This window comes from Bradyrhizobium cenepequi, assembly GCF_020329485.1.
Lineage (GTDB): Bacteria > Pseudomonadota > Alphaproteobacteria > Rhizobiales > Xanthobacteraceae > Bradyrhizobium > Bradyrhizobium cenepequi.
This window is the reverse complement of record NZ_JAGKJI010000059.1, coordinates 13994-38693: the sequence shown is the minus strand read 5'-3', so window position 1 is coordinate 38693 and position 24700 is coordinate 13994. Positions and strand designations below refer to the sequence as shown.

At 64.7% G+C, this 24700-nt stretch carries 28 protein-coding genes; 19 read left to right on the top strand and 9 right to left on the bottom strand.

Translation table 11 applies throughout. The features are described 5' to 3' along the window. From J6497_RS35160 to J6497_RS35145, 4 genes are all read right to left on the bottom strand, one after another. The coding region (locus J6497_RS35160) for an endonuclease domain-containing protein (protein ID WP_225708791.1) at nt 1–342 on the bottom strand (342 nt) is incomplete at its 3' end. Nucleotides 343–437: 95 nt separating this feature from the next. Beyond that, a complete protein-coding gene (locus tag J6497_RS35155) occupies nt 438–1268 on the bottom strand; it encodes an ABC transporter ATP-binding protein (RefSeq protein ID WP_225708790.1) in 831 nt (276 codons plus the stop codon). Continuing rightward, entirely contained in the window at nt 1265–2590 is a 1326-nt protein-coding gene (gene livM, locus J6497_RS35150) for a high-affinity branched-chain amino acid ABC transporter permease LivM (RefSeq protein ID WP_225708789.1), read from the bottom strand. Before livM ends, J6497_RS35155 begins: the two co-directional genes overlap by 4 nt. Nucleotides 2591–2601: 11 nt before the next feature. Continuing rightward, complete coding sequence (locus J6497_RS35145) at nt 2602–3519, bottom strand: ABC transporter permease subunit (RefSeq protein ID WP_225708788.1); 918 nt, start codon at nt 3517–3519, stop codon at nt 2602–2604. Between the two features lie 591 nt (nt 3520–4110). Between J6497_RS35145 and J6497_RS42245 the strand changes: the two genes are divergently transcribed. Then, nucleotides 4111–4638: a hypothetical protein gene (locus J6497_RS42245; protein ID WP_225708794.1), complete on the top strand. Its 528-nt coding sequence runs from the start codon at nt 4111–4113 to the stop codon at nt 4636–4638. A gap of 26 nt (nt 4639–4664) precedes the next feature. On the opposite strand, the gene J6497_RS35135 is transcribed toward J6497_RS42245, so the two are convergent. The 3 genes from J6497_RS35135 to J6497_RS35125 are packed head-to-tail and all read right to left on the bottom strand — an operon-like array spanning nt 4665 to nt 7320. Further along, complete coding sequence (locus J6497_RS35135; RefSeq protein ID WP_225708787.1) at nt 4665–5102, bottom strand: carboxymuconolactone decarboxylase family protein; 438 nt, start codon at nt 5100–5102, stop codon at nt 4665–4667. Nucleotides 5103–5124: 22 nt separating this feature from the next. Further along, nucleotides 5125–5907: a 3-oxoadipate enol-lactonase gene (pcaD, locus tag J6497_RS35130; RefSeq protein WP_225708786.1), complete on the bottom strand. Its 783-nt coding sequence runs from the start codon at nt 5905–5907 to the stop codon at nt 5125–5127. Nucleotides 5908–5949: 42 nt separating this feature from the next. Continuing rightward, nucleotides 5950–7320 (bottom strand): 3-carboxy-cis,cis-muconate cycloisomerase, encoded by a 1371-nt coding sequence (locus J6497_RS35125; protein WP_225708785.1) that lies wholly within the window; start codon nt 7318–7320, stop codon nt 5950–5952. Between the two features lie 190 nt (nt 7321–7510). On the opposite strand from J6497_RS35125, the gene J6497_RS35120 reads away from it, so the two are divergent. The 16 genes from J6497_RS35120 to J6497_RS35045 all read left to right on the top strand — a co-directional run bounded on the left by J6497_RS35120 (nt 7511) and on the right by J6497_RS35045 (nt 22296). Further along, the gene (locus tag J6497_RS35120; protein WP_225708784.1) at nt 7511–7957 is read left to right on the top strand and encodes an SRPBCC family protein; all 447 of its coding nucleotides are present in this window, start codon (nt 7511–7513) and stop codon (nt 7955–7957) included. Between the two features lie 185 nt (nt 7958–8142). Further along, a complete protein-coding gene (locus J6497_RS35115; protein WP_225708783.1) occupies nt 8143–8628 on the top strand; it encodes a (2Fe-2S)-binding protein in 486 nt (161 codons plus the stop codon). A 51-nt stretch (nt 8629–8679) separates the two neighbouring features. Further along, complete coding sequence (locus J6497_RS35110; protein ID WP_225708782.1) at nt 8680–9486, top strand: FAD binding domain-containing protein; 807 nt, start codon at nt 8680–8682, stop codon at nt 9484–9486. Between the two features lie 37 nt (nt 9487–9523). Further along, complete coding sequence (locus J6497_RS35105; RefSeq protein ID WP_225708781.1) at nt 9524–10432, top strand: AAA family ATPase; 909 nt, start codon at nt 9524–9526, stop codon at nt 10430–10432. A gap of 148 nt (nt 10433–10580) precedes the next feature. Next, entirely contained in the window at nt 10581–11783 is a 1203-nt protein-coding gene (locus J6497_RS35100) for a vWA domain-containing protein (RefSeq protein WP_225708780.1), read from the top strand. 13 nt (nt 11784–11796) lie between these two features. Continuing rightward, a complete protein-coding gene (locus J6497_RS35095; protein ID WP_225708779.1) occupies nt 11797–12120 on the top strand; it encodes an XdhC family protein in 324 nt (107 codons plus the stop codon). A 2-nt stretch (nt 12121–12122) separates the two neighbouring features. After that, nucleotides 12123–12824, top strand: a complete 702-nt coding sequence (locus J6497_RS35090; RefSeq protein ID WP_225708778.1) for an XdhC family protein — start codon at nt 12123–12125, stop codon at nt 12822–12824. Next, on the top strand, nt 12821–14425 hold the full coding sequence (locus tag J6497_RS35085; protein WP_225708777.1) for an NTP transferase domain-containing protein: 1605 nt from the start codon (nt 12821–12823) through the stop codon (nt 14423–14425). The genes J6497_RS35090 and J6497_RS35085 overlap by 4 nt, the downstream gene beginning before the upstream one ends. A gap of 186 nt (nt 14426–14611) precedes the next feature. Continuing rightward, complete coding sequence (locus J6497_RS35080) at nt 14612–15001, top strand: DUF4189 domain-containing protein (protein ID WP_225708776.1); 390 nt, start codon at nt 14612–14614, stop codon at nt 14999–15001. Between the two features lie 202 nt (nt 15002–15203). Then, on the top strand, nt 15204–16229 hold the full coding sequence (gene adhP, locus J6497_RS35075) for an alcohol dehydrogenase AdhP (protein WP_225708775.1): 1026 nt from the start codon (nt 15204–15206) through the stop codon (nt 16227–16229). A 185-nt stretch (nt 16230–16414) separates the two neighbouring features. Then, nucleotides 16415–17128 carry a TetR/AcrR family transcriptional regulator gene (locus tag J6497_RS35070; RefSeq protein WP_225708774.1) on the top strand — a complete coding sequence of 238 codons (714 nt, stop codon included), beginning with the start codon at nt 16415–16417 and terminating at the stop codon, nt 17126–17128. After that, nucleotides 17125–17910, top strand: a complete 786-nt coding sequence (locus J6497_RS35065; protein WP_225708773.1) for an HlyD family secretion protein — start codon at nt 17125–17127, stop codon at nt 17908–17910. Before J6497_RS35070 ends, J6497_RS35065 begins: the two co-directional genes overlap by 4 nt. Beyond that, nucleotides 17907–18854 (top strand): ABC transporter ATP-binding protein, encoded by a 948-nt coding sequence (locus J6497_RS35060; protein ID WP_225708772.1) that lies wholly within the window; start codon nt 17907–17909, stop codon nt 18852–18854. Before J6497_RS35065 ends, J6497_RS35060 begins: the two co-directional genes overlap by 4 nt. A gap of 6 nt (nt 18855–18860) precedes the next feature. Further along, nucleotides 18861–20027, top strand: coding sequence for an ABC transporter permease (locus J6497_RS35055; protein ID WP_225708771.1), 1167 nt, complete (start codon nt 18861–18863; stop codon nt 20025–20027). A gap of 31 nt (nt 20028–20058) precedes the next feature. Further along, nucleotides 20059–21372, top strand: coding sequence for an adenylate/guanylate cyclase domain-containing protein (locus tag J6497_RS35050; RefSeq protein WP_225708770.1), 1314 nt, complete (start codon nt 20059–20061; stop codon nt 21370–21372). Nucleotides 21373–21381: 9 nt separating this feature from the next. Further along, a complete protein-coding gene (locus J6497_RS35045) occupies nt 21382–22296 on the top strand; it encodes a PhzF family protein (RefSeq protein WP_225708769.1) in 915 nt (304 codons plus the stop codon). Nucleotides 22297–22438: 142 nt separating this feature from the next. Here the strand turns inward: J6497_RS35045 and J6497_RS35040 are convergent, their stop codons facing one another. Together J6497_RS35040 and J6497_RS35035 are read right to left on the bottom strand one after the other, a co-directional pair. Then, nucleotides 22439–22900 carry a DUF488 domain-containing protein gene (locus J6497_RS35040; protein ID WP_225708768.1) on the bottom strand — a complete coding sequence of 154 codons (462 nt, stop codon included), beginning with the start codon at nt 22898–22900 and terminating at the stop codon, nt 22439–22441. Nucleotides 22901–22912: 12 nt separating this feature from the next. After that, nucleotides 22913–23728 (bottom strand): DUF72 domain-containing protein, encoded by an 816-nt coding sequence (locus tag J6497_RS35035; RefSeq protein ID WP_225708767.1) that lies wholly within the window; start codon nt 23726–23728, stop codon nt 22913–22915. Nucleotides 23729–23864: 136 nt separating this feature from the next. Here J6497_RS35035 and J6497_RS35030 point away from each other — a divergent pair, with 136 nt between their 5' ends. Then, nucleotides 23865–24224: a hypothetical protein gene (locus tag J6497_RS35030; RefSeq protein WP_225708766.1), complete on the top strand. Its 360-nt coding sequence runs from the start codon at nt 23865–23867 to the stop codon at nt 24222–24224. Nucleotides 24225–24319: 95 nt separating this feature from the next. After that, on the top strand, nt 24320–24520 hold the full coding sequence (locus tag J6497_RS35025; RefSeq protein WP_225708765.1) for a hypothetical protein: 201 nt from the start codon (nt 24320–24322) through the stop codon (nt 24518–24520). Nucleotides 24521–24700 lie beyond the last annotated feature (180 nt).

Genomic DNA, 24700 nt, shown 5'->3' with positions numbered 1-24700 from the left:
TGTCTCCGCTTGCGACAATCTCTCGATGTGTACGAGAAGATCGCTGAGCACGCCCTCCAAATTCGATAGCACGTCATTATTCCAGTAGCGCGCGACGGTGACGCCTTTCTCGGCAAGCCACTGCGTTCGCCGATCGTCGGCAGCCTTCCGTTCTTCGGCATGCTGCCCGCCATCGACTTCAATGGCGAGGCGGAGACGCGAGCAATAGAAGTCGACCGTGTACGGACCGATCGGATGTTGTTTCCTGAACGAGAGGCCGAGCTGGTCGCGCCGCAGCGCGCGCCACAGCCGCAATTCCGCGTCGGTCATGTTTGCGCGGAGGGACCGTGCTCTTGCGGTCATATCCTTTGTGCGGGAAAAGCGTGACCCCCACCCGCCCGCTTCGCGGTCCACCTCCCCCTTCCAGGGGGAGGTGGGGATCTTGTCGTCCGGCCTAATCACGTGCCGCTCTCCATGACGGCGATCGCTTCTTCTTCGTCGGCGCCGAGATAGGCGGCGATCACCTTCGGGTCGTCGCGCACGGATCGCGGCGTGCCTTCGGCGATCTTGACGCCGTAATCCATCACCACGACGTGGTCGGAAATCTCCATCACCACGGACATGTCGTGCTCGATCAGGAGGATCGAGGTGCCGAACTCCGAGCGGATAGAAAGCAGCAATTCGCTCAAGGCGGCGCTCTCGCGCGCATTCAGGCCCGCGGCCGGCTCGTCGAGGCAGAGCAGCGCGGGCTCGGTGCACATCGCGCGCGCGATCTCCAGCCGCCGCTGGTCGCCGTAAGGAAGGTTGCCGGCGGCATCGTCGGCGCGATCGAGCAGGCCGATGCGCGTAAGCCAGGTGCGCGCCAGATCGATCGCGCGCGCCTCCGCGCTGCGCCAGGAGGGCGCGCCGATCAGGCCGAGGAAAGTGAGACCAGAGGCGCGCATCAGCGCGTTGTGCTGCGCGACCATCAGATTCTCCAGCGCCGTCATGCCGGGGAACAGGCGGATGTTCTGGAAGGTGCGCGCGACGCGTGCCTGCTTGGAGATGCGGAAATCGTTGAGACGTTCGAGCTGGATCGTCTTGCCGTCATCATGGGTCAGCGCGATCGAGCCGCCGCTCGGCTTGTAGAAGCCGGTGATGCAGTTGAAAACGGTGGTCTTGCCGGCGCCGTTCGGGCCGATCAGCGCGGTGATCTTGCGCCGGCCGGCATCGAAGGAGAGATCGTTGACGGCGACGATGCCGCCGAAGCGCATCGACAGGCGATCGACGGAGAGGATGGTCTCGCTCATCCGTGGCCCTCCTTGACGAGGTCGGAGGAGATCGCCTGGCTGCGCTCGAGATAGACGGTCGGCGCCCGATGGCCGATCAGCCCGCGCGGCCGCCAGATCATGAGCAGCACCATCGCCAGGCCGAACACCAGCATGCGATACTGGTCGAGGCCGCGGAACAGCTCGAAGCCGCCGATCATGGCGAGCGCGGCCAGCGCCACGCCGAGCTGCGAGCCCATGCCGCCGAGCACGACGATGGCGAGCACCAGTGCCGATTCCTGGAAGGTGAAGGATTCGGGGCTGATGAAGCCCTGGCGCGTCGCGAAGAACGCGCCGGCGAAGCCGCCGAACATCGCGCCCGTCGCAAAGGCCGTGAGCTTGGTCGTGGTGGTGTTGATGCCGAGCGCGCGGCAGGCGACTTCGTCCTCGCGCAGTGCCTCCCAGGCGCGGCCGATCGGCAGGCGGCGAAGGCGGATCGTGACCCAGTTGGTGAGCAGCGCCAGCGCCAGGATCAGGTAGAACAGGAACACGATGCGGTGCGTCGGCGAGAATTCGATGCCGAGCCGCGCTGCCAGCCCGTCCTCGCCCGGCGTGAGCGGAATGCCAAACAAGGTTGGCCGCGGAATGCCGGAGACGCCGTTCGGCCCGCCGGTCAGGCTTTGCCAGTTGATGATGACGAGGCGGATGATCTCGCCGAAGGCCAGGGTCACGATCGCGAGATAGTCGCCGCGCAATCTGAGCACAGGAAAGCCGAGCAGCACGCCCCAGAACGCCGCGAGGATGCCGGCGAGCGGCAGGCAGACCCAGAACGACAGTCCGAAATTGGTGGCGAGCAGCGCGTAGGAATAGGCGCCGACGGCGTAGAAGGCGACATAGCCGAGATCGAGCAGGCCGGCGAGGCCGACAACCACGTTCAGTCCCCATCCGAGCATCACATAGGTGAGCACGAGGATCGCGAGATCCAGGATGTAGCGCTGATCGTAGAAGATCACCGGCACCAGGAAGGTGAAGATCAACAGCGCCGGCGCGAGCAGGCGTCCGGCGAGCGACAGCGCATTTTGCACCGCCGGTGGAACGACGCGGACCTTGTCGGCGGGTCCCCACCATTGCCGCAGCAGTTCGATGATGATGCTGCCGCCGAACACGGCGGCGACGATGGCGGCGAGATCGCCGAACCGCGTCCAGTAGATCAGCCCGCCCTGCGGGCCGGCTTCGGTGCGGACGCCGATCATCAGCGAGAACAGCACCAGCGCGACGAGCGCGCTGATGGCGGCTTTCTTGAGGATGAAGGCGGCGCCGCTTGCGCGTGGCGCCGGTTTCTTCTCGAGCGTTGACTCGGTCACGCGGCTGCCTGTCAGACTTTTTCGACTTCAGGCCGGCCGAGTAGGCCGGTCGGAAGGAAGATCAGGACCACGATCAGGATCGAAAACGCAGCGACGTCCTTGTATTCGACCGAGAAGTAGGCCGACCAGAACGTCTCGATCAGCCCGATCGCAAGTCCCCCCAGCATCGCGCCGGGCAGCGAGCCGATGCCGCCGAGAACGGCCGCCGTGAAGGCCTTGATGCCGGCGACGAAGCCCATGAAGAAATCGACCAGGCCGTAATAGAGCAGGTACATCATGCCGGCGACGGCGGCGAGCGCGGCGCCGATCACGAACGTCATGGAGATGGTGCGGTCGACATCGACGCCGAGCAGCGCCGCCATGGTCTGGTCCTGCTCGCAGGCGCGCATGTCGCGCCCGAGCCGCGTGCGCGACACCAGCCAGGTGAACAGCGCGAGCAGCACGATCGTGGCCAGCACGACGATGATCTGGATGTTGGAGAGCTGCACCACGAAGCCGCCCGGGCCCTCATGCAGCGTGTAACCGCCGGTGATGATCGGCGGCACCGGCTTCACGCGCGCGCCTTGCGCGATCTGAGAGAAGTTGGTCAGCACGAAGGACATGCCGATCGCCGACAGCATCGGCGCCAGGCGGAACGAGTGCCGCAAGGGCCGGTAGGCGATGCGCTCCACCGTCCAGCCATAGAGCGCGGTGATCGCCATCGACACCAGGAGCACGACGAACAGCACCAGCGGGATCGCAGTGAGGCCGAGCGAGACCAGCACCAGGAAGGAGATCAGCGCGATGAAGCCGCCGATCATGAAGATGTCGCCATGGGCGAAATTGATCATGCCGACGATGCCATAGACCATGGTGTAGCCGATCGCGATCAGCCCATAGATCGAGCCGAGCACGAGACCGTTGATGAGTTGTTGGGCGAAATAATCCATGCGCTGCCGCTTGTGAGAGAGCGACGCGGCGAGGGCTCCCGGCAGCCTTGTCCGACGCGTCGTATCATTTTCTAACAGTGGAACCCCTTGGGCGGCAACAGCGGGAGGTGCGGCTTCAAGGCTTGTACAGAGCTAGTTTACCTTCGGTTCCCCATTCAACACGCGTACGTGACGGTTCCCGCCGAAACGGCATCCTTGTTCCCGCGTTGGCCTATCCCTGATCCGAATGGACCAGGTCCAACCAGCGGGATGGCGATGGCCAACCAGGACCAGAATGCGGGTCAGCAGAATCAAGATCCGGGCCAGAGCCCCGCACAGCAGCAGGGTGACGGCAGCAACCCCGCCAGCAGCAGGGCCCGAGCCGTCAGGGTCAAAGCCAGAACACGGGCCAAGCGCGCCAGTTTCCCGTCCAAGCGAGAGCAAAGGAAGGTCCCGCCGAAAGGCGGGACTTTCCAACTTGGACGCCGTCCACAGCGGCTGCCCCAATTAAGGTTAACAAAGGGTTTAGATTGCCGCTTCGCTTCGAACGAAGTTACCTCGCCGCAAACCGCCATCGCGGCGTCGGGCGAGCGGAACAGCGGGGAGCGGCAGATGTCGACGAACTGGCGGATCAGCTCATTCAGCGGCGCGCTGCTTGCGGCCTATTTCATCCCGGCCTGGACGAGCATCGCCCTGCAGATCATCGACTCGCCGGTGCGCAGCCTCTATGAGCGGCCGAGCGTGTCGATCGGGTTCTTCATCAGCGATCATCTGCATTTGTCGGGCATGGCAAGCGTGCGTGTCGCCTGGCTGCTGGCGCTCGTGCGGATCACCACGGTGGCGTTTTTCGCACTGTACCTGGCGATGCTTGCGAGCCGCCCGGTCCGCGAGCGCGGCGGCGGCGATGAGACGCTCGGCATGGCGCTTGTGCTCGGCAGCGTGCTCAGCTTCGTCAGCATGCTGGCGGCGTCCCTGGTCGGCGAGGCCGAGGCGCTACGGCTGCACGCGACCGAGCTGTTGATGCTGCTCGGCATCGGCATCGTACTGCTGGTCGAGGGCGCCGCGCCGGGGATGGTCGAGGCGCGGGACGAAGCCCGTGTAGACGCGCCGGTTGGCGAGCTATCGCTTCAACAGCCCTAGAGCGGAATGACTTTCGTCATTCCGCTCTAGCTTTTTGTTGGAGCATGATCTTCTCGGAAAACCGGTTTCCACTTTTCCGGATCATGCTCGAACTCGGCAACGATTGCCGAGGCTTCCTTCACCGCATGATTGGCGGCGGGAACGCCGCAATAGATCGCCTGCTGGAGCAGGATCTCCTTGATGTCATCAGGCGAGAAGCCGCCTTCGGTGAGCGCGGCGCGCACATGCAGGCGGAATTCGTCCCACTGCCCAAGCGCGACCATGGTGCCGATCACCAGCACGCGGCGCGTGCGATGGTCGAAATGCGGCCGCGTCCAGATGTCGCCCCACGCATAGCGCGTGATCAGGTCCTGGAAGTCGGTGTTGAAGGCGTTGCGGCCCTTGATCGATTTGTCCACCCATTCATTGCCGAGCACTTTGCGGCGCTGAGTCATGCCCTCGTCGCGGCGCTTGTCGTCGTCCATGATTGTCTCTCCGCGATGATGACTAGCGTTGCGTCAGGAAGCCGACCACGGCTTCGGTGAAGGCGTGCGACTGTTCGACGTTGGAAATATGCGCGGCATCGAGGATCGTCATGCTGGCGCCAGGGATGCGGCTGCGGATGAATTCCCCAGCCGCGATCGGCGTCGCCATGTCGTGACGGCCGGCGATCACCAAGGTCGGGCTCTTGATCTTCGGCAACAGCTCGCGCTGGTCGAGCGTCGACAGCGCCTCGCAGCAGGCGATGTAACCCTCGGCAGGCGAGGCCAGCAGCATCGCCTTCATCCGGGCTGCGACTTGCGGCTCGCGCTCGCGGAAATCCGCCGTCAGCCAGCCCGCGATCACGGTGTCGGCGACCGCGGCAAGGCCGCCTTCCTTCACCGCCTTGATGCGGTTGTGCCAGTTGGTCGGGTCCGGGTAGTAGCAGGCGGTGTTGGAGAGGATGATCTTGCCGAAGCGCTCGGGCGCGTTGGCGCCCAGCCATTGCCCGACCATGCCGCCCATCGACAGGCCGCACCAATGGGTTTTCTCGATGTTGAGATCGTCGAGGATCGCCAGCACGTCGCGGCCGAAACGCTCCATCGAATACGGCCCGGGAGGGACCTGCGACTTGCCATGGCCACGCCGGTCGTAGCGGATGACACGGAAGACCTGCGTCAGCGCCTTCATCTGCGGCTCCCACATCTGCAGCGTGCAGCCGAGCGAATTCGACAGCATCAAGGTCGGTCCGCCGTCGCGGCCTTCCACCTGGACGTTGAGCAGGCATCCGTCGGCGTCGATCATCGGCATGGTTGGCTATTCCTTGTCATGCGCGCAGGCGCGCGGTACGTGTTACGACAAATCCTCAAGCGAGGCGAGCAGGCGGTCGATCAGAGCCTGCGAGGCGCCCTGATAGGACATCGGCTCGAACAGTTTTTCGATCCGGTCCGCGGCAAGCTGCGCAGTGATCCGTGGATCCGCCGTCAGCACGTCGCGCAGGTGCTTCTGCTCGGCAACGGTCTTCTTGCTGGCGGCTTCGATCAGGTGATGCGCTTCGCTCTTGCCGAGCTTCTCGGCGAGCGCCATCGACGCTGCTTCCGCCATGATCAGCCCACGGGTCGCGTCGAGATTGATACGCATGCGCGCGGCGTCGACTTCAAGGCCCTCGGCGATGTCGATGGTGGCGGCGAGCGCGCCTGAGGTGACCAGCATCAGCGTCGGCAAGGTCGGCCATTCCGCATGCCAGGCGCCGGCGCTGCGCTCGTGGTCCTGCACCTGCGCGGCGAAGATCGTGGCAGTGAGATTGGGGGCCATGGTCGCGGCCGCAAGCGCGGTTGCGGCCGCAACCGGATTGCGCTTGTGCGGCATGGTGGAGGAGCCGCCGCGGCCTTCGCCTGACGGCTCGAACGCTTCGGCGACGTCGGTCTGCATCATCAAGGAGACGTCGCGCGCGATCTTGCCGCAGCTTCCACAAACGATGGCAAACGCGGACGCGATGTCCGCGATACGGTCGCGGTGGGTATGCCAGGGCGCCTCCGGCAGCGGCAGGTCGAGCTCCTGCGCCAGCTTCTCGGCCACCGCCATGCCCTTGCCGCCGAGCGCGGCCAGCGTGCCGGCCGCGCCACCGAATTGCAGGGCCAATGCCTCGCGACGCAAACGCTGCAGGCGCCTCTGCGAGCGGTGCAGGCTTGCGGCATATTCGGCGAGTTTGAGGCCGAACGGCATCGGTAGCGCGTGCTGCAACCAGGTGCGTGCGACCACCGCCGTGTCGCGGTGCTGGCGGGCGAGCTTGGCAAAGCCCGTGATGGCGCGAGCGAGATCAGTGAGCAGCGCATCGATGCCGGCGCGCAAAGTGAGCATCGTCGCGGTGTCGATGACGTCCTGGCTGGTCGCGCCCCAATGTACATAGCGCGCGGCCTCCTTGTCGGACTTGTTACCGCCTTTGGCGACCTCGGCGGTGAGCGCCTTGACCAGGGGAATCGCCAGATTGCCCGAGCGAACAGCGGCTTCCGCGAGCGCGGTGCAATCAAATGATTCGGCCTTGCATACAGCGCTGATCGGGCCGGCCGCGGCGTCGGGAATCACGCCGCTCGCGGCTTCCGCGCGCGCCAGCGCTGCCTCGAAATCGAGCATATTCTGCAAATGAGCGGCATCGTCGCACACCGCACGCATCGCGGCGCTTGACAGCATCGGTGCCAGCAGCGGGGAGAGGGATGTGCTCATCACGCGCGACCTAATCATTCCCGGCTGCCCCTGCCAATGGCTCTTGTTGATCGAACCCGGTGCCATCACAAGGGCAGTCGCCGTTTTGCTGCGCTGCGAATATGCATCGCTCGTCGGCAGATGTCGGTCTTTCCTTTGTGGCCGCTGTGCTTTACTTGGGTGTTGGTTTGATGCGATCGGGGAGGCTCTCATGGCAATGACAATGAACGGCGAGGTCCAGCTTGCGGCGCCGCGCGAGGCCGTGTGGGCCAAGCTCAACGATCCCGAGGTGCTGAAGGTCTGCATCCCCGGCTGTGAGGAATTGGAGAAGACCGAGGACAACGGCTTTCGCGCCGTTGCCAAGATGAAGGTCGGCCCGGTCTCGGCGCGCTTCAAGGGCAAGGTCATGCTGAGCGATCTCGATCCGCCCAACGGCTACAAGATCTCGGGCGAAGGCGAGGGCGGGGTTGCCGGATTCGCCAAGGGCGGCGCGACGGTCGCGCTTGCCGACAAGGATGGCGGTACGCTTCTGAGCTACAATGTCGAGGCGCAGATCGGCGGCAAGCTCGCCCAGCTCGGCCAGCGCTTGATCAACGGCACCGCCAAGAAGCTGGCTGATGAATTCTTCGCGAATTTCGCCAAGGCCGTGCAGAGCTAAGCCTACAAGCCCGTCTCTAGAATAAAGACTGACGGCGCTGCACAACGGCGCCAGAACGGCTCGACGTCATCGAGCCATGCGAGGGGCGAGGTTGCCCATTGCGGTGATGGCCCATATTATGGCTTTGGAACGGTTTTAAACGCCTGTTCTGTCGATATGCGGCAGAGCAGATCAAGAGAGTGCTGATGGCCAAGATTTCCCTGATTGTGAACGGCAATCCCGTCACCGCCAATGTCGACCCCCGTACCCTTCTCGTCCAATTGCTGCGTGAAAACCTGCGGTTGACCGGGACCCATGTTGGTTGCGACACGTCGCAATGCGGCGCCTGCGTCGTGCATCTCGACGGCAAGGCCGTGAAGTCCTGCACCACGCTCGCGGTGATGACCGATGGCCACGAGGTCAAGACCATCGAGGGGCTGGCGCCCGATGGCGGGCCGCTGCATCCGATGCAGGAAGCGTTCCGCGAGCATCATGGCCTGCAGTGCGGCTTCTGCACGCCCGGCATGATCATGACCGCGGTCGACATGGTGCATCGCAAGGGCCACGAGCTCTCCGACGAGGTGATCCGCGAAGAGCTCGAAGGCAATCTGTGCCGCTGCACCGGTTATCAGAACATCGTCGCCTCGATCGCCGCCGGCGCTAAGGCGATGGCGAAGTCCGATCTTGCTTGAACCTCAGGGCATTGCATCGCAATCGTGGTTTGAAATTTCCGGGACATTCCAATGTATGAATTCAAGTATCACCGTCCGGCGACCGTGCGACAGGCCGCCAACCTCCTGGTGAAGAACGAGGATGCCAAGCTGATTGCCGGCGGCCACACGCTGGTGCCGGTGATGAAGCAGCGGCTCGCGAGCCCGCCGCATCTGGTCGACCTCTCCCATGTCGAAGGTCTCGACACCATCGAGCTGAAGGGCCGCGCGCTCGCGATCGGCGCCACCGCCAAGCATGCCGACGTCGCCAGCTCCGCCGCTGTCGGCGAAGCGATCCCGGCGCTGGCCGAACTCGCGGCCGGGATCGGCGATCCCGCCGTGCGCCATCGCGGCACCATCGGCGGCTCGCTGGCGAACAATGATCCGACCGCCGACTATCCGGCCGCCGTGCTGGCGCTGGGCGCGACCATCATCACCAACAAGCGGCGGCTCAAGGCGGAAGAGTTCTTCCAGGGCCTGTTTTCGACCGCGCTCGAGGGCGACGAGATCATCACCAAGGTGAGTTTCCCGCTGCCGAAGAAGGCGGCTTACGTCAAGTTCCGCAACCAGGCCTCGCGCTATGCGCTGGTCGGCGTGTTCGTGGCGCGGCGGCCGTCGGACGTCCGCGTCGCCGTCACCGGCGCTGGCTCGGACGGCGTGTTCCGCGTCACCTCCTTCGAGGAGGTGCTGAAGAAGCGGTTCTCGCCCAAGGTGCTGGAGGGAATCAACGTGTCGCCGGAGGGGCTGAACAGCGACCTGCATGGCAGCGCCGAATATCGCGCGCATTTGATCGGGGTGCTGGCGCGCCGGGCCGTCGAAGCTGCTAACGCTAAAGGGTGATAGTGCAGGCTCCTTTGGCTACAGCATCGGTTTTCCCATGACCGCATCGACGCTGCCGAAATCCGTCGATGCGCTGCTCGAGCTCCTGACCTCGCGCGGCTATCTCGCCGAGCGGTCGCTTGCGACCGTGACCTATCTCGCGCTGCGCATGGGCCGGCCGTTGTTCCTGGAAGGCGAGGCCGGCGTCGGCAAGACCGAGATCGCCAAGGTGCTGTCGGCGGCGCTCGGGCGGAAGCTGATCCGCCTGCAATGCTATGAAGGTCTCGACGTCGCCTCCGCGGTCTACGAGTGGAATAGCGCCTCGCAGATGATCGCGATTCGCCTCGCAGAAGCTTCCGGTGATACCGACCGCGACCAGCTTGCGAGCGACATCTTCGCCGAGCGCTTCCTGATCAAGCGGCCGCTGCTGCAGGCGCTGGAGCCTGATGTCGCCGGGCCGCCAGTGCTCCTGATCGACGAGCTCGACCGGGCGGACGAGGCGTTCGAAGCCTATCTTCTGGAAATCCTGTCGGACTTCCAGGTGACGATCCCCGAGCTCGGCACGGTGAGGGCGCCGGCACCGCCGATCGTGATCATCACCTCCAACCGTACCCGCGAGATCCACGACGCGCTGAAGCGGCGCTGTCTCTATCACTGGGTCGACTATCCCGCGGCCGAGCGTGAGCTCGCGATCGTCAAGTCGCGGGTGCCGAACATTTCGGCCAAGCTGTCGCAGCAGGTGGTGCGCTTCGTGCAGGCGCTGCGCGACCAGGATTTCTACAAGTCGCCCGGCGTCGCCGAGACCATTGACTGGGCCACCGCGCTCTCTGAGCTCGATGCCCGCTCGCTGACGCCGCAAGTGGTCGGCGATACCCTCGGTGCGCTCCTGAAGTACCAGGACGATATCGCGCGCATGCAGGGCGATACGCTGCAGAAGGTTTTGAAGGAAGCGACGAGCGAGACGTGATCGCTTGTGTGCTATAACGACGCTCGTCATTCCGGGATGCGCCGCAAGGCGCAGGCCCGGAATCCATTTCACCACTTGTTCTGCGGTAGAATGGATTCCGGGCTCGCGCTGCGCGCGCCCCCGGAATGACACAGGATAGAGTGGTCCGATGGCCATCAACCACCTTGCGCCGCCGACCGGGCACATGGCCGACAATGTCGTCGGCTTTGCCCGCGCGCTGCGGGCGGCCGGGCTGCCGGTCGGCCCGGGCTCGGTGATCGATGCGCTCAATGCGCTGCAGTTGATAGAAGTCGGCAACCGCGCCGATTTCTACGCCACGCTGGAAACGATCTTCGTCAAACGCCACGAGCATGCGCTGATTTTTGCCCAGGCCTTCGACCTGTTCTTCCGCGCCGCCGAGGAGTGGAAGAGCATGCTCGACTCGGTGCCGCTGCCCGACCACGCCAAGAAGAAGCCGCCGCCGGCCTCGCGCCGCGTTCAGGAGGCGCTGTCGCATCCCGCGAGTCGCGAGGAGCGGCCGCAGGAGCAGGCGCAGGAACTCAAGCTCTCGGTCTCCGACCGCGAGATCCTGCAGAAGAAGGACTTTGCGCAGATGAGCGCAGCCGAGATCGCCGAGGTCACCCGCGCGATCGCGCGGATGCGGTTGCCGCAGGCGGAGCTGGAGACCCGCCGCTACCAGCCGGACTCCCGTGGCCTCCGGCTCGACATGCGCCGCACCGTGCGCAATTCCTTGCGCACCGGTGGCGAGATTGTCGACATCCGCAAGCTCGGCCGCATCGACAAGCCGGCGCCGATCGTGGCGCTGCTCGATATCTCGGGCTCCATGAGCGAATATACCCGTTTGTTCCTGCATTTCCTGCACGCCATCACCGATGCCCGCAAGCGCGTCTCGGTGTTCCTGTTCGGCACCCGGCTGACCAATGTGACGCGCGCGCTCCGCCAGCGCGATCCGGACGAGGCGCTGGCAAGCTGCTCCTCGAGCGTCGAGGACTGGGCCGGCGGCACGAGGATCGCGACCTCGCTGCATACGTTCAACAAGCTGTGGGCCCGCCGCGTGCTCGGGCAGGGCGCTATCGTGCTGCTCATCTCCGATGGGCTGGAGCGCGAGGCGGACGCCAAGCTCGCGTTCGAGATGGACCGCCTGCACCGTTCCTGCCGCCGCCTGATCTGGCTCAACCCGCTACTGCGCTACAGCGGCTTCGAGGCCAAGGCGCATGGCATCAAAATGATGCTGCCCCACGTTGACGAATTTCGCCCCGTGCATAACTTGAGTTCCATAAAGGGGCTGATCGGGGCGCTTTCGGCCCCGCCACCGCCTCATCACCGCAGCCTGATCCGCTCCGTAGCTTGAAGAGGATTTTCAAATGCTCAATCGCGACGAAGACATCCTGAAGGCGGCTGAGGACTGGCAGAACGCCGGCCAGGGGGTGGCGCTGGCTACCGTGGTGGAAACCTGGGGCTCGGCGCCGAGACCGGCAGGATCGAGCCTCGTCATCAACGACGAGGGCACGTTCCTGGGCTCGGTCTCCGGCGGCTGCGTCGAAGGCGCCGTGGTGACCGAGGCGCTCGACGTGATCTCGAGCGGCCAGCCCAGGATGCTCGAATTCGGTGTGGCTGACGAGACCGCCTGGAATGTCGGCCTGTCCTGCGGCGGCACCATCCGCGTCTTCGTCGAGAAGGTAGGCTAGCCGTGAAGCTTGAAACGCTGAAAGAACTGAATGCCGAGCGCGCCGCGCGGCGTCCGGTGATCGTCGTCACCGACACCGCCAATGGCGAGCAGCGCCTGGTCAAGGCCAAGGACTTTGCCGCCGATCCCCTGAATGCCGAGCTTGCCAAGGCATTGCGCATGGGCAAGAGCACCAACGTCGAGGTCGGTGGCAAGAAGCTGTTCCTCAACGTCCACGCGCCGACCGCAAAGCTGGTGATAGTCGGCGCCGTCCATATCAGCCAGGCGCTCGCGCCGCTGGCGCGATCGCTCGACTATGACGTCACCGTCGTCGATCCGCGCACGGCGTTTGCGAGCCCTGAGCGCTTTCCCGACGTTCCCCTGATCGCGGAATGGCCTGATGTCGCGCTGCCGCCGCTCAACGTCGATCCCTACACAGCCTTCGTCGCCGTGACGCACGATCCCAAGATCGACGATCCCGCGCTGCTGCATGCCTTCGAGCGCGGCTGCTTCTATATCGGGGCGCTCGGCTCGCGGAAGACGCATGCCAAGCGCGCCGAACGGCTGCGCGCCCAAGGCGCGAAGGAGAGCGACGTCGCGCGCATCCATGCGCCGATCGGGCTCGACATCGGTGCGGTATCGCCGTCGGAGATCGCGGTCGCCATCATGGCGGAGATCACCGTGACGCTGCGGCTGGCGCCGAAAGAGAAAGAAGCTGCGGCATGAGGTTCGGGCCAGCCAGTCCGGGTGACGCGATTGGCGGCGTCACCGTGCATACCCTGCGACAGGGATCGCTGGTGCTGAAGAAGGGCACCACGATCGGCGCTGCCGAAGTGGACGCCCTGGACAAGGCCGGGGTGAAGGAAATCGTCGTCGTGCGGCTGGAGGAGGGCGACGTCTCCGAAGATGCCGCCGCCGCCAGCATCGCGCAGGCCATTGCCGGTGATGGCGTCAATGTCGAACGCGCCTTTACCGGCCGCGCCAATTTGTTCGCGGCGCGCGCCGGCGTGCTGGTGATCGACCGCGCCGCGGTCGATCGTATCAATGGCGTCGATGAGGCGATCACGCTCGCAACCCTGACCGCGTTCAAGCCGGTCGTCGAAGGCGAGATGATCGCAACCGTCAAGCTTATTCCTTTTGGTGTTGAAGCGCGCTTGCGCGACGCGGCGCTCGCGGTGGCCGGCCGCGAGACGCTGCGGGTTGCGCCTTATGTCATCAAGAAGGTCGGCGTGGTCTCCACGATGCTGCCGGGGCTGTCGCCGAAGGTGATCGAGAAGACGCTGCGCGTTACTGCCGAGCGGCTGGCGCCTGCCGGCGCCAACATCATCGCTGAGCGCCGCGTGCCGCATGAGGAGACCGTGCTCGCCGCGTCGATCAAGGAACTCCTCGCGCTAGGTGCCGAGCTCGTGATCGTGTTCGGCGCTTCCGCGATCGCCGACAGGCGCGACGTGATCCCGGCAGCGATCACCGGGATCGGCGGCGCGGTCGAGCATTTCGGCATGCCGGTCGATCCGGGCAATCTGCTCCTGATCGGCAGTGCGGCAAACGTGCCGGTGCTGGGCGCGCCCGGCTGCGCGCGCTCGCCGGTCGAGAACGGATTTGACTGGGTGCTGATGCGCCTGCTTGCGGGGATCAAGGTCTCCCGCGCCGAGCTCACCGGCATGGGCGTTGGCGGGCTGCTGATGGAGATCGTGACGCGGCCGCAACCACGCACGGGCTCCGACACCGAAGGCAATCGCAACGTCGCGGCCATCGTGCTCGCCGCCGGTCGCTCGACACGCATGGGCGGCCCCAACAAGCTGCTCGCCGAGATCGATGGCAAGAAGCTCGTGCGCATCGCCGCTGAGCAGGCGCTGGCGTCAAAGGCCTCGGAGGTGATCGTGGTCACCGGCCATCAGGCAGAACTCGTCGAGCAGGCGCTGCAGGGGCTGAAGGTGAAATTCGTGCGCAATCCGGATTTCGCCGGCGGGCTTGCGAATTCGGTAAAGGTGGGCATCTCCGCTCTCTCAGATAGCGCCGACGGCGCCGTGATCTGCCTCGGCGACATGCCGCTGATCGACGCGTCCTTGATCGACCGGCTGATCGACACCTTTGCCCCCGACCGCGGCCATTTGATCGCGGTGCCCGTCAGCGAAGGCAGGCGCGGCAATCCCGTGCTGTGGTCGCGGCGCTTCTTCAATGAATTGATGACGCTCGACGGCGACGTCGGTGCCCGCCATTTGATAGCCAAGCATGCCGAAGCGGTGGCCGAAGTCCCCGTCGACGGCGAGAGCGCCTTCCTCGACATCGACACCCCGCAAGCGCTCGAAGCCGCGCGGGGCGGATAAGCGCTGCATCGTAGTTTCGTAGGGTGGGCAAAGCGGAGCGTGCCCGCCAATACGCAGTCTCCTCTCGATGGTGGGCACGCTGCGCTTTTGCCCACCCTACACGTCGATCGTCTTCAACCTCCCGTTCACCAAGTGGAAACGTCCGCCGACTAGAGTTTCCGCCGACTATCTGGGGGTAGGGAAGTGATGGTCTCGACGGCTGCCGCGCAACGCCGCGCGTTGTTCATTCTTGCGCTGACGCTATCGTTGGGCGCGACGCGCTTCATCACCGAGAGCTGGGCGGCGGGCGCGTTTGCCGTGGGCAAATGCGGCGCCTATGGCCAGGCCTATGACTATCCCGCTGAAGCGCAGGCGCGCACCGCCGCGCTGAAGCAGTGCAAGGGTGAATGCACCACCATCACCATGAAGCGCGCCTGCGCTGCGTTCTCGATCGACATGACGAATCCTTGCGGCGCCCACGGCTATGCGGTGGAGCCGAAGATCTCGAGCTCGCTGAACGCCGCCACCCGCAAATGCTATGAGTATGGCGGCAAGGAATGCGTGATCCGCGCCTGGGCCTGCGACGCCAAGGGTTAGTTGGCCGTTGTGGTCCGGGTGAAGCGAAGCGGAACCCGGGACCGCTTGCGAGGTTGATGCACACTCCTGGGTTGCGCGCTGCTCCACCGAGGCTACGAGTGATCGTTCGTCGCAGGCCCGGTTTGGTCACTCCGTTTGACGTCGATCAAAGGCGGCAGTTACGCACCCGCTAGTCTGCCTTCCGAAACGAAGGAGTAGACAGATGCCGACCATGAAAGCCGCTGTTGTCCGAAATTTTGGCAAGCCGCTCGCGATCGAGAATGTGCCGGTGCCGGAACCGGGGCCGGGCGAAGTTCTGGTCAAGGTCAAAGCCTGCGGCGTATGTCATACTGATCTGCATGCCGCGTCCGGTGACTGGCCGGTGAAGCCGGTTCCGCCGTTCATTCCCGGCCATGAGGCCGCGGGCATTGTCGCAGCGCTTGGTCCTGGTGTGACCAACCTCAAGGTCGGTGATGCCATCGGTGTCGCCTGGCTGCATGACGCGTGCATGCGCTGTGAGTATTGCGAGACCGGCTGGGAAACGCTGTGCGAGCACCAGCACAACACCGGCTACAGCGTGAACGGCGGCTTCGCCGAATATGTCATCGCGTCGGCCGCCTTCGCCGCGAAACTGCCGGCCAACATTGATTTCGCCGAGATCGCGCCGATCCTGTGCGCGGGCGTCACGACCTACAAGGGATTGAAGGAGACCGAAGCGCGGCCCGGCGAGTGGGTCGTCATCTCCGGCGTCGGCGGCCTCGGCCATGTCGCGATCCAATATGCAAAGGCGATGGGGCTGAAGGTTGTCGCGGTCGATATCGCCGAGGATAAGCTCGAACTCGCGAAGGCCACCGGCGCCGACCTCGCCGTCAATGCGCTGTCCGATGGGGCAGTGGAGAAAGTGCTGACATCGACCGGGGGAGGGGCGCACGGCGTGCTGGTAACGGCGGTATCCACCGCCGCGTTTGCGCAGGCGCTGAAGATGGTCCGTCGCAAAGGCACCGTCAGCCTCGTCGGTCTGCCGCCCGGCGAATTCCCGACGCCGATCTTCGACGTCGTGTTGAAGCGCATCACCGTGCGCGGCTCGATCGTCGGTACCCGCCGCGATCTCGACGAAGCCATCGCCTTCGCCGCCGACGGCAAGGTGCACGCCGAAATCACCAAGGCGCCGCTGGAGAAGATCAACGACATCTTCGACCGGATGAAGTCCGGAAAGATCGACGGCCGCATAGTGCTGGAGTTCGCTTAAGCCCTATCCTCGTCATTCCGGGATGCGCCGAAGGCGCAGACCCGGAATCCATCGGGCCGCAAAACGTGTTGACGAATGGATTCCGGGCTCGTGCTGCGCACGCCCCGGAATGACGAGGAGCGTTTCGCTCCATTCCGACGCTATCGCCGCTTGACAATGACTGACTGGTCAGTCATAATGTGAGCATGAAACGGCCCACCAAAAGATCCGTTGCGTCCAAGGCCCACCGACCGGCCAGCAGGGCGGCGCGCGCCAAGGTGTCAAAAGTGATCTCGGCGAAGATCACAGGCAACGGGCCGAACCGCGCCGAGCGCGCGGCGGAGCGGCGGTCTGCAATCGTGGAGGCGGCGATGCAGGAGTTCGTCGCACGCGGCTTTGCCGCGACCCGGATCGACGACATCGCCAGGCGCGCCGGCGTCGCCAAGGGGACGATCTACCTGCACTTCAAGGACAAGGAATCGATGTTCGAGGAGTTGATCCGGACCGCGCTGGTGCCGCTGATCGACCGTATGGCATCGCCGGCGCCGCTGCATGGATCAGTGCGCGAGGCGGTGGAAGGCTTCGCGCTAATGTTTATCCGAGAGGTCGCTTCGACATCGCGCGGCGATATCGTGCGTCTGATCATGTCCGAAGGACCGCGCTTTCCGGAGATCGCCGATTTCTATTTCCGCGAAGTGGTCTCGCGCGGGATGGCCGGCATGCGCGCCTTGATCGATCTTGCGATCACGCGCGGTGAGATCCGCAATAAAGAGCTGGCGCGCTATCCGCAGATCATGATCGCGCCGGCACTGGTCGCCGTGATCTGGCAGAGCATGTTCAACCGGCATTCCCCATTGGACGCGACCGAGATGTTTCGCGTCCATCTCGACCTGATTTTCGGCGAGCGGAGGACGACATGACCCCGTGGCGCACGGTGAAAATCCTGGCAATGGTGGCGCTGGCCGCGGCGCTCGCCGGCTGCCAGGAGCGCCGCGATCCCGGTTTCCAGGGCTGGGTGGAAGCCGACATGATCTTTGTCAGCCCGGATGAGGCCGGCCGTGTGACCAAGCTGAACGTGCGCGAGGGGGATGAGGTGAAGGTCGGCGACCTCCTTTATTCCGTCGACGACGACCTGCAGCAGGCCGATCTCAATCAGAACAAGGCCACGCTTGCCAATGCGCAGCAGACCTATGACCGCGCCGCTTCCTTGAGAGGGACGGGCGCAGGCACGCAGGCCAATCTTGACGCCGCCGTCTCGGCGCTGCGCGTGGCCGAAGCAAAGGTCAACACGTCAGAGACGCGGCTGGCGCGGCGCAAGGGCTTTGCGCCGGTCGCCGGCACCATCCAGCAGATCTATTTCCGCGAAGGCGAGATGGTGGCGGCGCAGCGGCCGGTGCTCTCGATCATGCCGCCCGGCAACATGAAGCTGCGCTTCTTCGTCCCCGAGACCGAACTGCCGAAGCTTTCAATCGGCGACCAGGTCCGCGTCGTCTGCGACAATTGCGCCGCCGATCTCACCGCGAAGATCTACTTCATCGCGACCACGGCGGAATACACGCCGCCCGTGATCTACAGCCTCGATGAGCGCAACAAGCTGGTCTACCTGATCCAGGCGCGGCCGAGCCGGCCCGATGCCTTGCGCGTCGGGCAGCCGATCAGCGTCTATCTCAATCCGAAGACGCCGGTGGCGGATCGGCAATGAGCACGATCGCGACCAGCGCACCCGATATCGCCATCGATGTCCATGGCCTCTCCAAATCGTTCGGCGGCCGCGAGGTCGTGCACGATCTGTCGATGCAGGTCAGGCGCGGCTCGATCTACGGCTTCCTGGGGCCGAACGGCAGCGGCAAGACCACGACCATACGGATGCTCTGCGGCCTGCTCACGCCCGACAGCGGCGACGGTAGCTGCCTCGGCTACGATATCCGCCGCGACGCCGATCGGATCAAGCGCCAGGTCGGCTACATGACCCAGCGCTTCAGCCTGTACCAGGATCTTTCGGTGCGCGAGAATCTGGAATTCGTCGCGCGGCTCTACGGCATGCCTGACGCGCGCGGCGCGGCGCACGAGATGATCGGGCGAATCGGGCTGAATGGCCGGGAGGAGCAGCTTGCCGGCAATCTCTCCGGCGGCTGGAAGCAGCGGCTTGCGCTCGGCGCCTGCACGCTGCCCAATCCGAGACTTCTGCTGCTGGACGAGCCGACCGCCGGCGTCGACCCCAAGGCGCGGCGCGATTTCTGGAACGAGATTCACGCGCTCGCTGCCGAGGGCCTGACCGTGCTGGTCTCCACGCACTACATGGACGAGGCCGAGCGTTGCCATGAGATCGCTTACATCGCCTATGGCCATCTGCTGACGCACGGCACCGTGGAAGAGGTGATCGCGGAATCGGCGCTCTCGACCTTTACAGTCTCCGGCGACGATCTCAACGGGCTCGCCGGTGAACTCACCGGCAAGCCGGGTATCGACATGGTGGCGCCGTTCGGCACCAGCCTGCATGTGTCCGGTCGCGACAAGGCGGCGCTCGATGCAACCATCGCATCCTATCGCGACGATCCGCGCTGGCACTGGCAGGACAGCCAGCCGTCGCTCGAAGACGTCTTCATCGATCTCATGGGCCGCTCCAAGGATAATTTCCAAGGATAACTTCCAATGACCGCGATCGACGCAGTCCATCCTGGTGTTGAGACAAGGGAGCCCGCGTTCGGCTTCTGGCGGCGCAGCTATGCGATGCTGGTGAAGGAATTCATCCAGCTCCGCCGCGACCGCGTCTCCTTCGCCATGATCGTGATGATCCCGGTGATGCAGCTTCTGCTGTTCGGCTATGCCATCAACACCACGCCGCGCCATCTGCCGACGGCGGTGCTGATCCAGGAGGACAGCGATCTCGGGCGTTCGATCCTGAAGGCGATGGAGAACACCGCTTATTTCCGCTTCACCCGCAAGGTGCACGACGTCGCCGAGTTCGACGACCTCCTGAAATCCGGCAAGGTGCTGTTCGGCGTCGAGATCCCGCGCGGCTTCGAGCGCGCGGTCAGGCGCGGCGACAAACCGGCGCTGCTGGTAGCGGCCGACGCCACCGATCCGATCGCGGCAAGCTCGGCGCTCGGCGCGCTCGGCGCCCTGGTGCAGACCGCGCTGGAGCACGATCTGCATGTCGGCGATGCCCCGGACATGCCGTTCGAGATCAGGACGCATGCCCGCTACAACCCGGCCGCCGAGTCGCGGCTTAACATCGTGCCGGGCCTGGTCGGCACCATCCTGACTATGACCATGCTGATCTTCACCGCACTGTCGGTGACGCGCGAGATCGAGCGCGGCACCATGGAGAGCCTGCTGTCGATGCCGATCAAGCCGGTGGAGGTGATGTTCGGCAAGATCATTCCTTATGTCATTGTCGGCTTCGTGCAGGCGTCGCTGATCGTCGGCATCGGCGTGCTGCTGTTCGGCGTGCCGATCCTCGGCAGCGTGCTCCTGCTGGCGGCGCTGACCACGCTGTTCATCACCACCAACCTGTCGATCGGCTATACGTTCTCGACCATCGTGCAGAACCAGTTGCAGGCGATGCAGCTCTCGATGATGTTCTTCCTGCCTAGCATCCTGCTCTCCGGCTTCATGTTTCCGTTCGCGGGCATGCCATTGTGGGCGCAATATCTCGGCGAGGGCCTGCCGCTGACCCATTATGTCCGCATCGTCCGCGCCATCATGCTCAAGGGCGCCGGCCTCGCCAACCTGCAATACGACACGATTGCACTCATTGTACTGATGCTGGTGGCGATGACGATCGCCGTGACGCGCTTCCGTCGCACGCTCGATTGAGGCTATAGTCGCTCGACGCGAGGGTGCGAGCATGGCCGGTTTCTGGGGCAGGAGAAAGGACGTGCAGGCTTCGGCCGTATCGGCTGAATTCCACCAGATATTAATGCGCGAAGTGATGACGACCGAGCTGCTCCGGATCAAGGCGCTGATCGGGACGACGGTGCTGCTCTCGCTGATCTCCGGGGCCGTCTACATCTTCGCGCCCGATGCGGTGAGCCGAGTCTGGCATGGCAATCTCAATCCGCTCTATCTTTATGCCATCACCGTGCCGTTCATCCTGTTCGAACTGTGGGTGCATACGGCGATCACCTGGCACATGCGCAAGGGGCGCGACCTGCCCGTGATCCGCCGCTATATCGGTGCGCTGGTCGAGACCTCGATACCGACCGTTGCGCTGGCGCTGCAGATCAACAGCATGGGCTCGGAAGCGGCGCTCGGCTTCGTCGGGCCGCTTGTCTATTTCATCTTCATCATCCTCTCGACGCTGCGGCTGGATTTCTGGCTCTCGACCTTCACCGGCTTCGTCGCGGCGGCGCAACTGTTCTGGATGGCGATGTTCTACCATCCGGCAGGAGACGCCGCGCCGGAGCCCAACGTTTACTATCACGCCGCGCGCAGTCTGATCCTGCTGACCTGCGGCATGCTCGCCGGCGCGGTCGGCATGCAGTTGCGGCGGCAATTCGAGGCGAGCATCCAGGCTGCCACCGCGCGCGACCGCATCACGGATTTATTCGGCCAGCACGTCTCGCCGCAGGTGGTCGAGCGTCTGATGACGGAGGGCGCTTCGACCGACAGCGATATCCGCCGCGTCGCGGTGATGTTCGTCGACTTCCGCAGCTTCACCGCGGGCGCGCGGACGCGCTCGCCGCAGGAGGTGGTCGACCGGCTCGACGGCGCCTTTGCCGTGCTGGTCGATATCCTCGACCGTCACGGCGGCATCGTGAACAAGTTCCTGGGCGACGGCTTCCTCGCGCTGTTCGGCGCACCGCTTGCAGCCGAGGACGCCGCGCACCAGGCGGTGGCAGCGGCGCGCGAGATGCTGATCGCCAATGAGCGGTTCAACGAGGCGACAAGCTGGCCGCTGCGCATCGGCATCGGTATCCATATCGGTGAGGTCGTCGCCGGTAATATCGGCTCGCCCAGGCGCAAGGAATATACGGTGATCGGCGACACCGTGAATTTCGCCGCGCGGCTGGAGGCGCTCAACAAGGAGCTGAACTCGCAGTTCCTGATCTCGTCCGAAGTGCGCGAGGCGCTCGGCGAAGCCGCACACGATGCGATGTCGCGTGGCGAGCTGCCGATCCGCGGCTACGAGAAGCCAATCGCCGTGTGGCAATTGGGATAGGAGGGTTTCATGCAGCGTCGCTACATTACCGTCGATGTCTTCACCGACCGTGCGTTTGGCGGCAATCCGCTTGCCGTGGTGCTCGATGCGAACGGGCTCTCGACCATGCAGATGCAGGCGATCGCGACCGAGTTCAACTATTCCGAGACGACCTTCGTGCTGCCGCCGCAGGACAGCGGCAACGACGCGCAAGTCCGCATTTTCACCGTGCGCTCGGAGATCCCCTTCGCCGGCCACCCCAATGTCGGCACCGCCGTCGTGCTGGCGACGCTCGCGGCCAAGCCGCCGGCACGGCTCACTTTCGAGGAGAAGGCGGGGCTGGTGCCGGTCGAGATCCTGACCGAGCAGGGCAGGGTCACGGGCGCCGAGCTCACCGCGCCGCAGCCGCTGCAGCGGCTGTCGCGCGTTGGCATGGAGGAGGCCGCGGCCTGCCTGTCGCTATCAGCGCGTGACGTGAAGACAGACCGGCACCCGCCGCAGATCGTTTCGGTCGGCCTGCCGTTCCTGATGGTCGAGCTCGCCTCGCGCGCGGCGCTGAAGCGGGCACGGCCCGATGCTGCGGCCTTTGCGCGGACGTTTCCATGCGACGGTTCGGACGCGGTCTATTTCTACACGCGCGACGTGCCGGCAGCCGAGCAGCCGCTCGACCTGCAGGCGCGCATGTTCCATCCGGGCTCGAGCGGCCCCTCCGAGGATCCCGCCACTGGCAGCGCCACCGCGGCCGCCGCCGCATTCCTCGCCGATCTCGATGACACGCGCGACGGCGAATTGAGGCTCCGCGTCGGCCAGGGTGTCGACATGGGCCGGCCGAGCCTTCTGCTCACCCGCGTCCGCAAGCAGGGCGGCGCTGTCGCGTCCGTGCATGTCGGCGGCGGCTGCGTGAAGATGATGGATGGAGCCTTGGAGTTGGAGGGGGAGGGCTAACCTCCCTCTCCGTCATTCCGGGGCGCGACGAAGTCGCGAACCCGGAATCCATTTCTCCGCCTGCGCCTGTGGCCCGATGGATTCTCCGATGTGCAATTGCACATCACAGTTCGCGCTGCGCGCGCCCCGGAATGACGGCCGCTCACACCTGGGGCGTCACCAAATTCTCCACCTTCACGCCGTCGCGCTCCTCGATGATTTCGGCGATCATCTGGCGGTGACAATGCGTGTGGTCGCGCTCGTAGCACATCAGGCACACCGGTCCGGCCTTCTTCACCAGCGAGGACAATTCGTCGAGCTCTTCCTTCGCCTGCAACGTTTTCAGGTGCTGTCCATAGATCTTGCGGAGCAGCTCGTGTTGGCCGCTGCGCGCGGCAAGGCGTCCCTCTTTCGGGGTGCCGAGCGCCGCGAGATGGACGTAGGCGATGCCGCGCTCGTCGAGCCCCGCCGCAAGCTGCTTCTTGGAAAAGCCTGGCCGGCGGGATGACGTAACTGCCCGGACATCGACCAGGAGCTTCACGCCCGCCTGCTCAAGTTCATCGAGCACCGCCTTGGGCGGCGTCTGCTCGTAGCCGATGGTGAAGAGTTTCCTGGCTTTGGCCATCTGGCATCCCGGTCAGTTCACGCGCTCGATCAATTCCATCGCGCCGGCCGGCGCGCGCACCTTGCCTTCGTGGATCACATAGGCGAACACGTCGCGCGGCGCCTTCTTCGGCTTGGCTTTGTCGACATGCGGCAGGTCGCTCGGATCGCCGCCGGCGGCCCATTCCTCGAACCGCTTGGCCCAAGCGTCGAGCTGCTTGGGCGGATAGCAGGTCTTGATCTCGTCATTGCCCTTCTGCAGCCGCGCGTAAACAAAATCGCTGACGACGTCGGCGATCGCCGGATACTTGCCGTGCTCGGCGAACACCACCGGCGTCTCGAACTCGCGCAGCAGCGCGACGAATTCGGGCACGCAGAAACTGTCGTGCCGCACCTCGACCACATGGCGCAGCGCGCGGCCATCGAGCTTGCGTGGCAAGAGCTCGAGGAACTTGCCGAAATCGGCGGGCTCGAATTTCTTGGTCGGCGCGAATTGCCAGAGCACCGGCCCGAGCCGGTCGGCGAGTTCCAGCACGCCGGAATCATAGAACCGCTTGATCGAATCGCCGGCCTCCGCCAGCACGCGGCGGTTGGTCGCAAAACGCGGCCCCTTCACGGAGAACACGAATCCATCAGGGACTTCGCTCGCCCATTTGCGGAAGCTCTCCGGCTTCTGCGAGCCGTAGTATGTGCCGTTGATCTCGATCGAGGTCAGCTTCGAGGCGGCATAGGACAGCTCCTTCGATTGCGCGAGCTTTTCCGGATAGAACACGCCGCGCCACGGCTCGAAGGTCCAGCCGCCGATGCCGATGTAGATGTTGCCTGCAGTTTTCTTTGGGGCTTTGGCCACGAGAAGAACTCATCGTGAGGAGGGACGCCCAAGGGTAGTCAAATAAATCGTGATTGGCCAGTTCGCCGGCGGCAAGCTTTCCGCGCTTATCGATCGTCTCCGTCCGCGCTAGGATCGCCCAAAAAGGAGAACAACAATGCGCATCATGATCGCGGCCGTTCTTTGTCTCGCCTCCTCCGCCGCGATCGCCGATGACGATCTCGACGATGCGCACAAGCTCGCCGTGATCGGCCGCGACGCCTACTGGAATTGCCTCGCCCGCGAATATCCTCGCGACAGCAACAAGACCATGTCGGATCAGGAGTTCGCTTCGCTGCTCGCGAGCGCATGTCCCTCGGAGCGGCAGAATTTCCGGGCCTCACTGATCGGCTTCCTCGCCCAGCAATTCCCGAATCACGATGCGAGCGCGCATCTCGCCACCGCCAACCGCGCCATCGAGCTCGCGCAGAAGGACATCGTCACCGCTTTCGTCCGGCGCAAGGCGGCGGCGAAGTAGGCGGGGCCTATTCCTCGATTGACGTGTTTCATGATATCAGGAACCGTCACGGCGCGATCTTGAGATCGCCGCTCCAGTTGTGGGGACAGTCGGGTATGACATCTCAGTCGGTCGGAGGCCTGTTGGGCGCCATCGTCGCGGTCATCGTGCTAGGGGCGGCGGTCGTGTACGGGCCGATCGGGCAGATGGGCAAGCCCGCCAAACCGCCCGCGGCGCAGCCGCCGGCGGCCACGGAGCAACCGGCGCCCGCCGAGCCGGCCCCACGGGGGCCGGTGGTTCGGGAGGTGCCGAACTAGCCTGAGCACCCCTTGCGGAAACGCATAGCGGTTCCTATCTACTGAATAACGGCGCCGTTGTAGCCTGAAAGGGCTCTGGTGCTGGGACGACCACGCAATAGCAAGGCAGCGCCGGATGTACGCGCGCCTGTTGTTCGTGGTCGTTGGCATTTTTGGACGGCTTCAAGCCCGTTTTCCCCC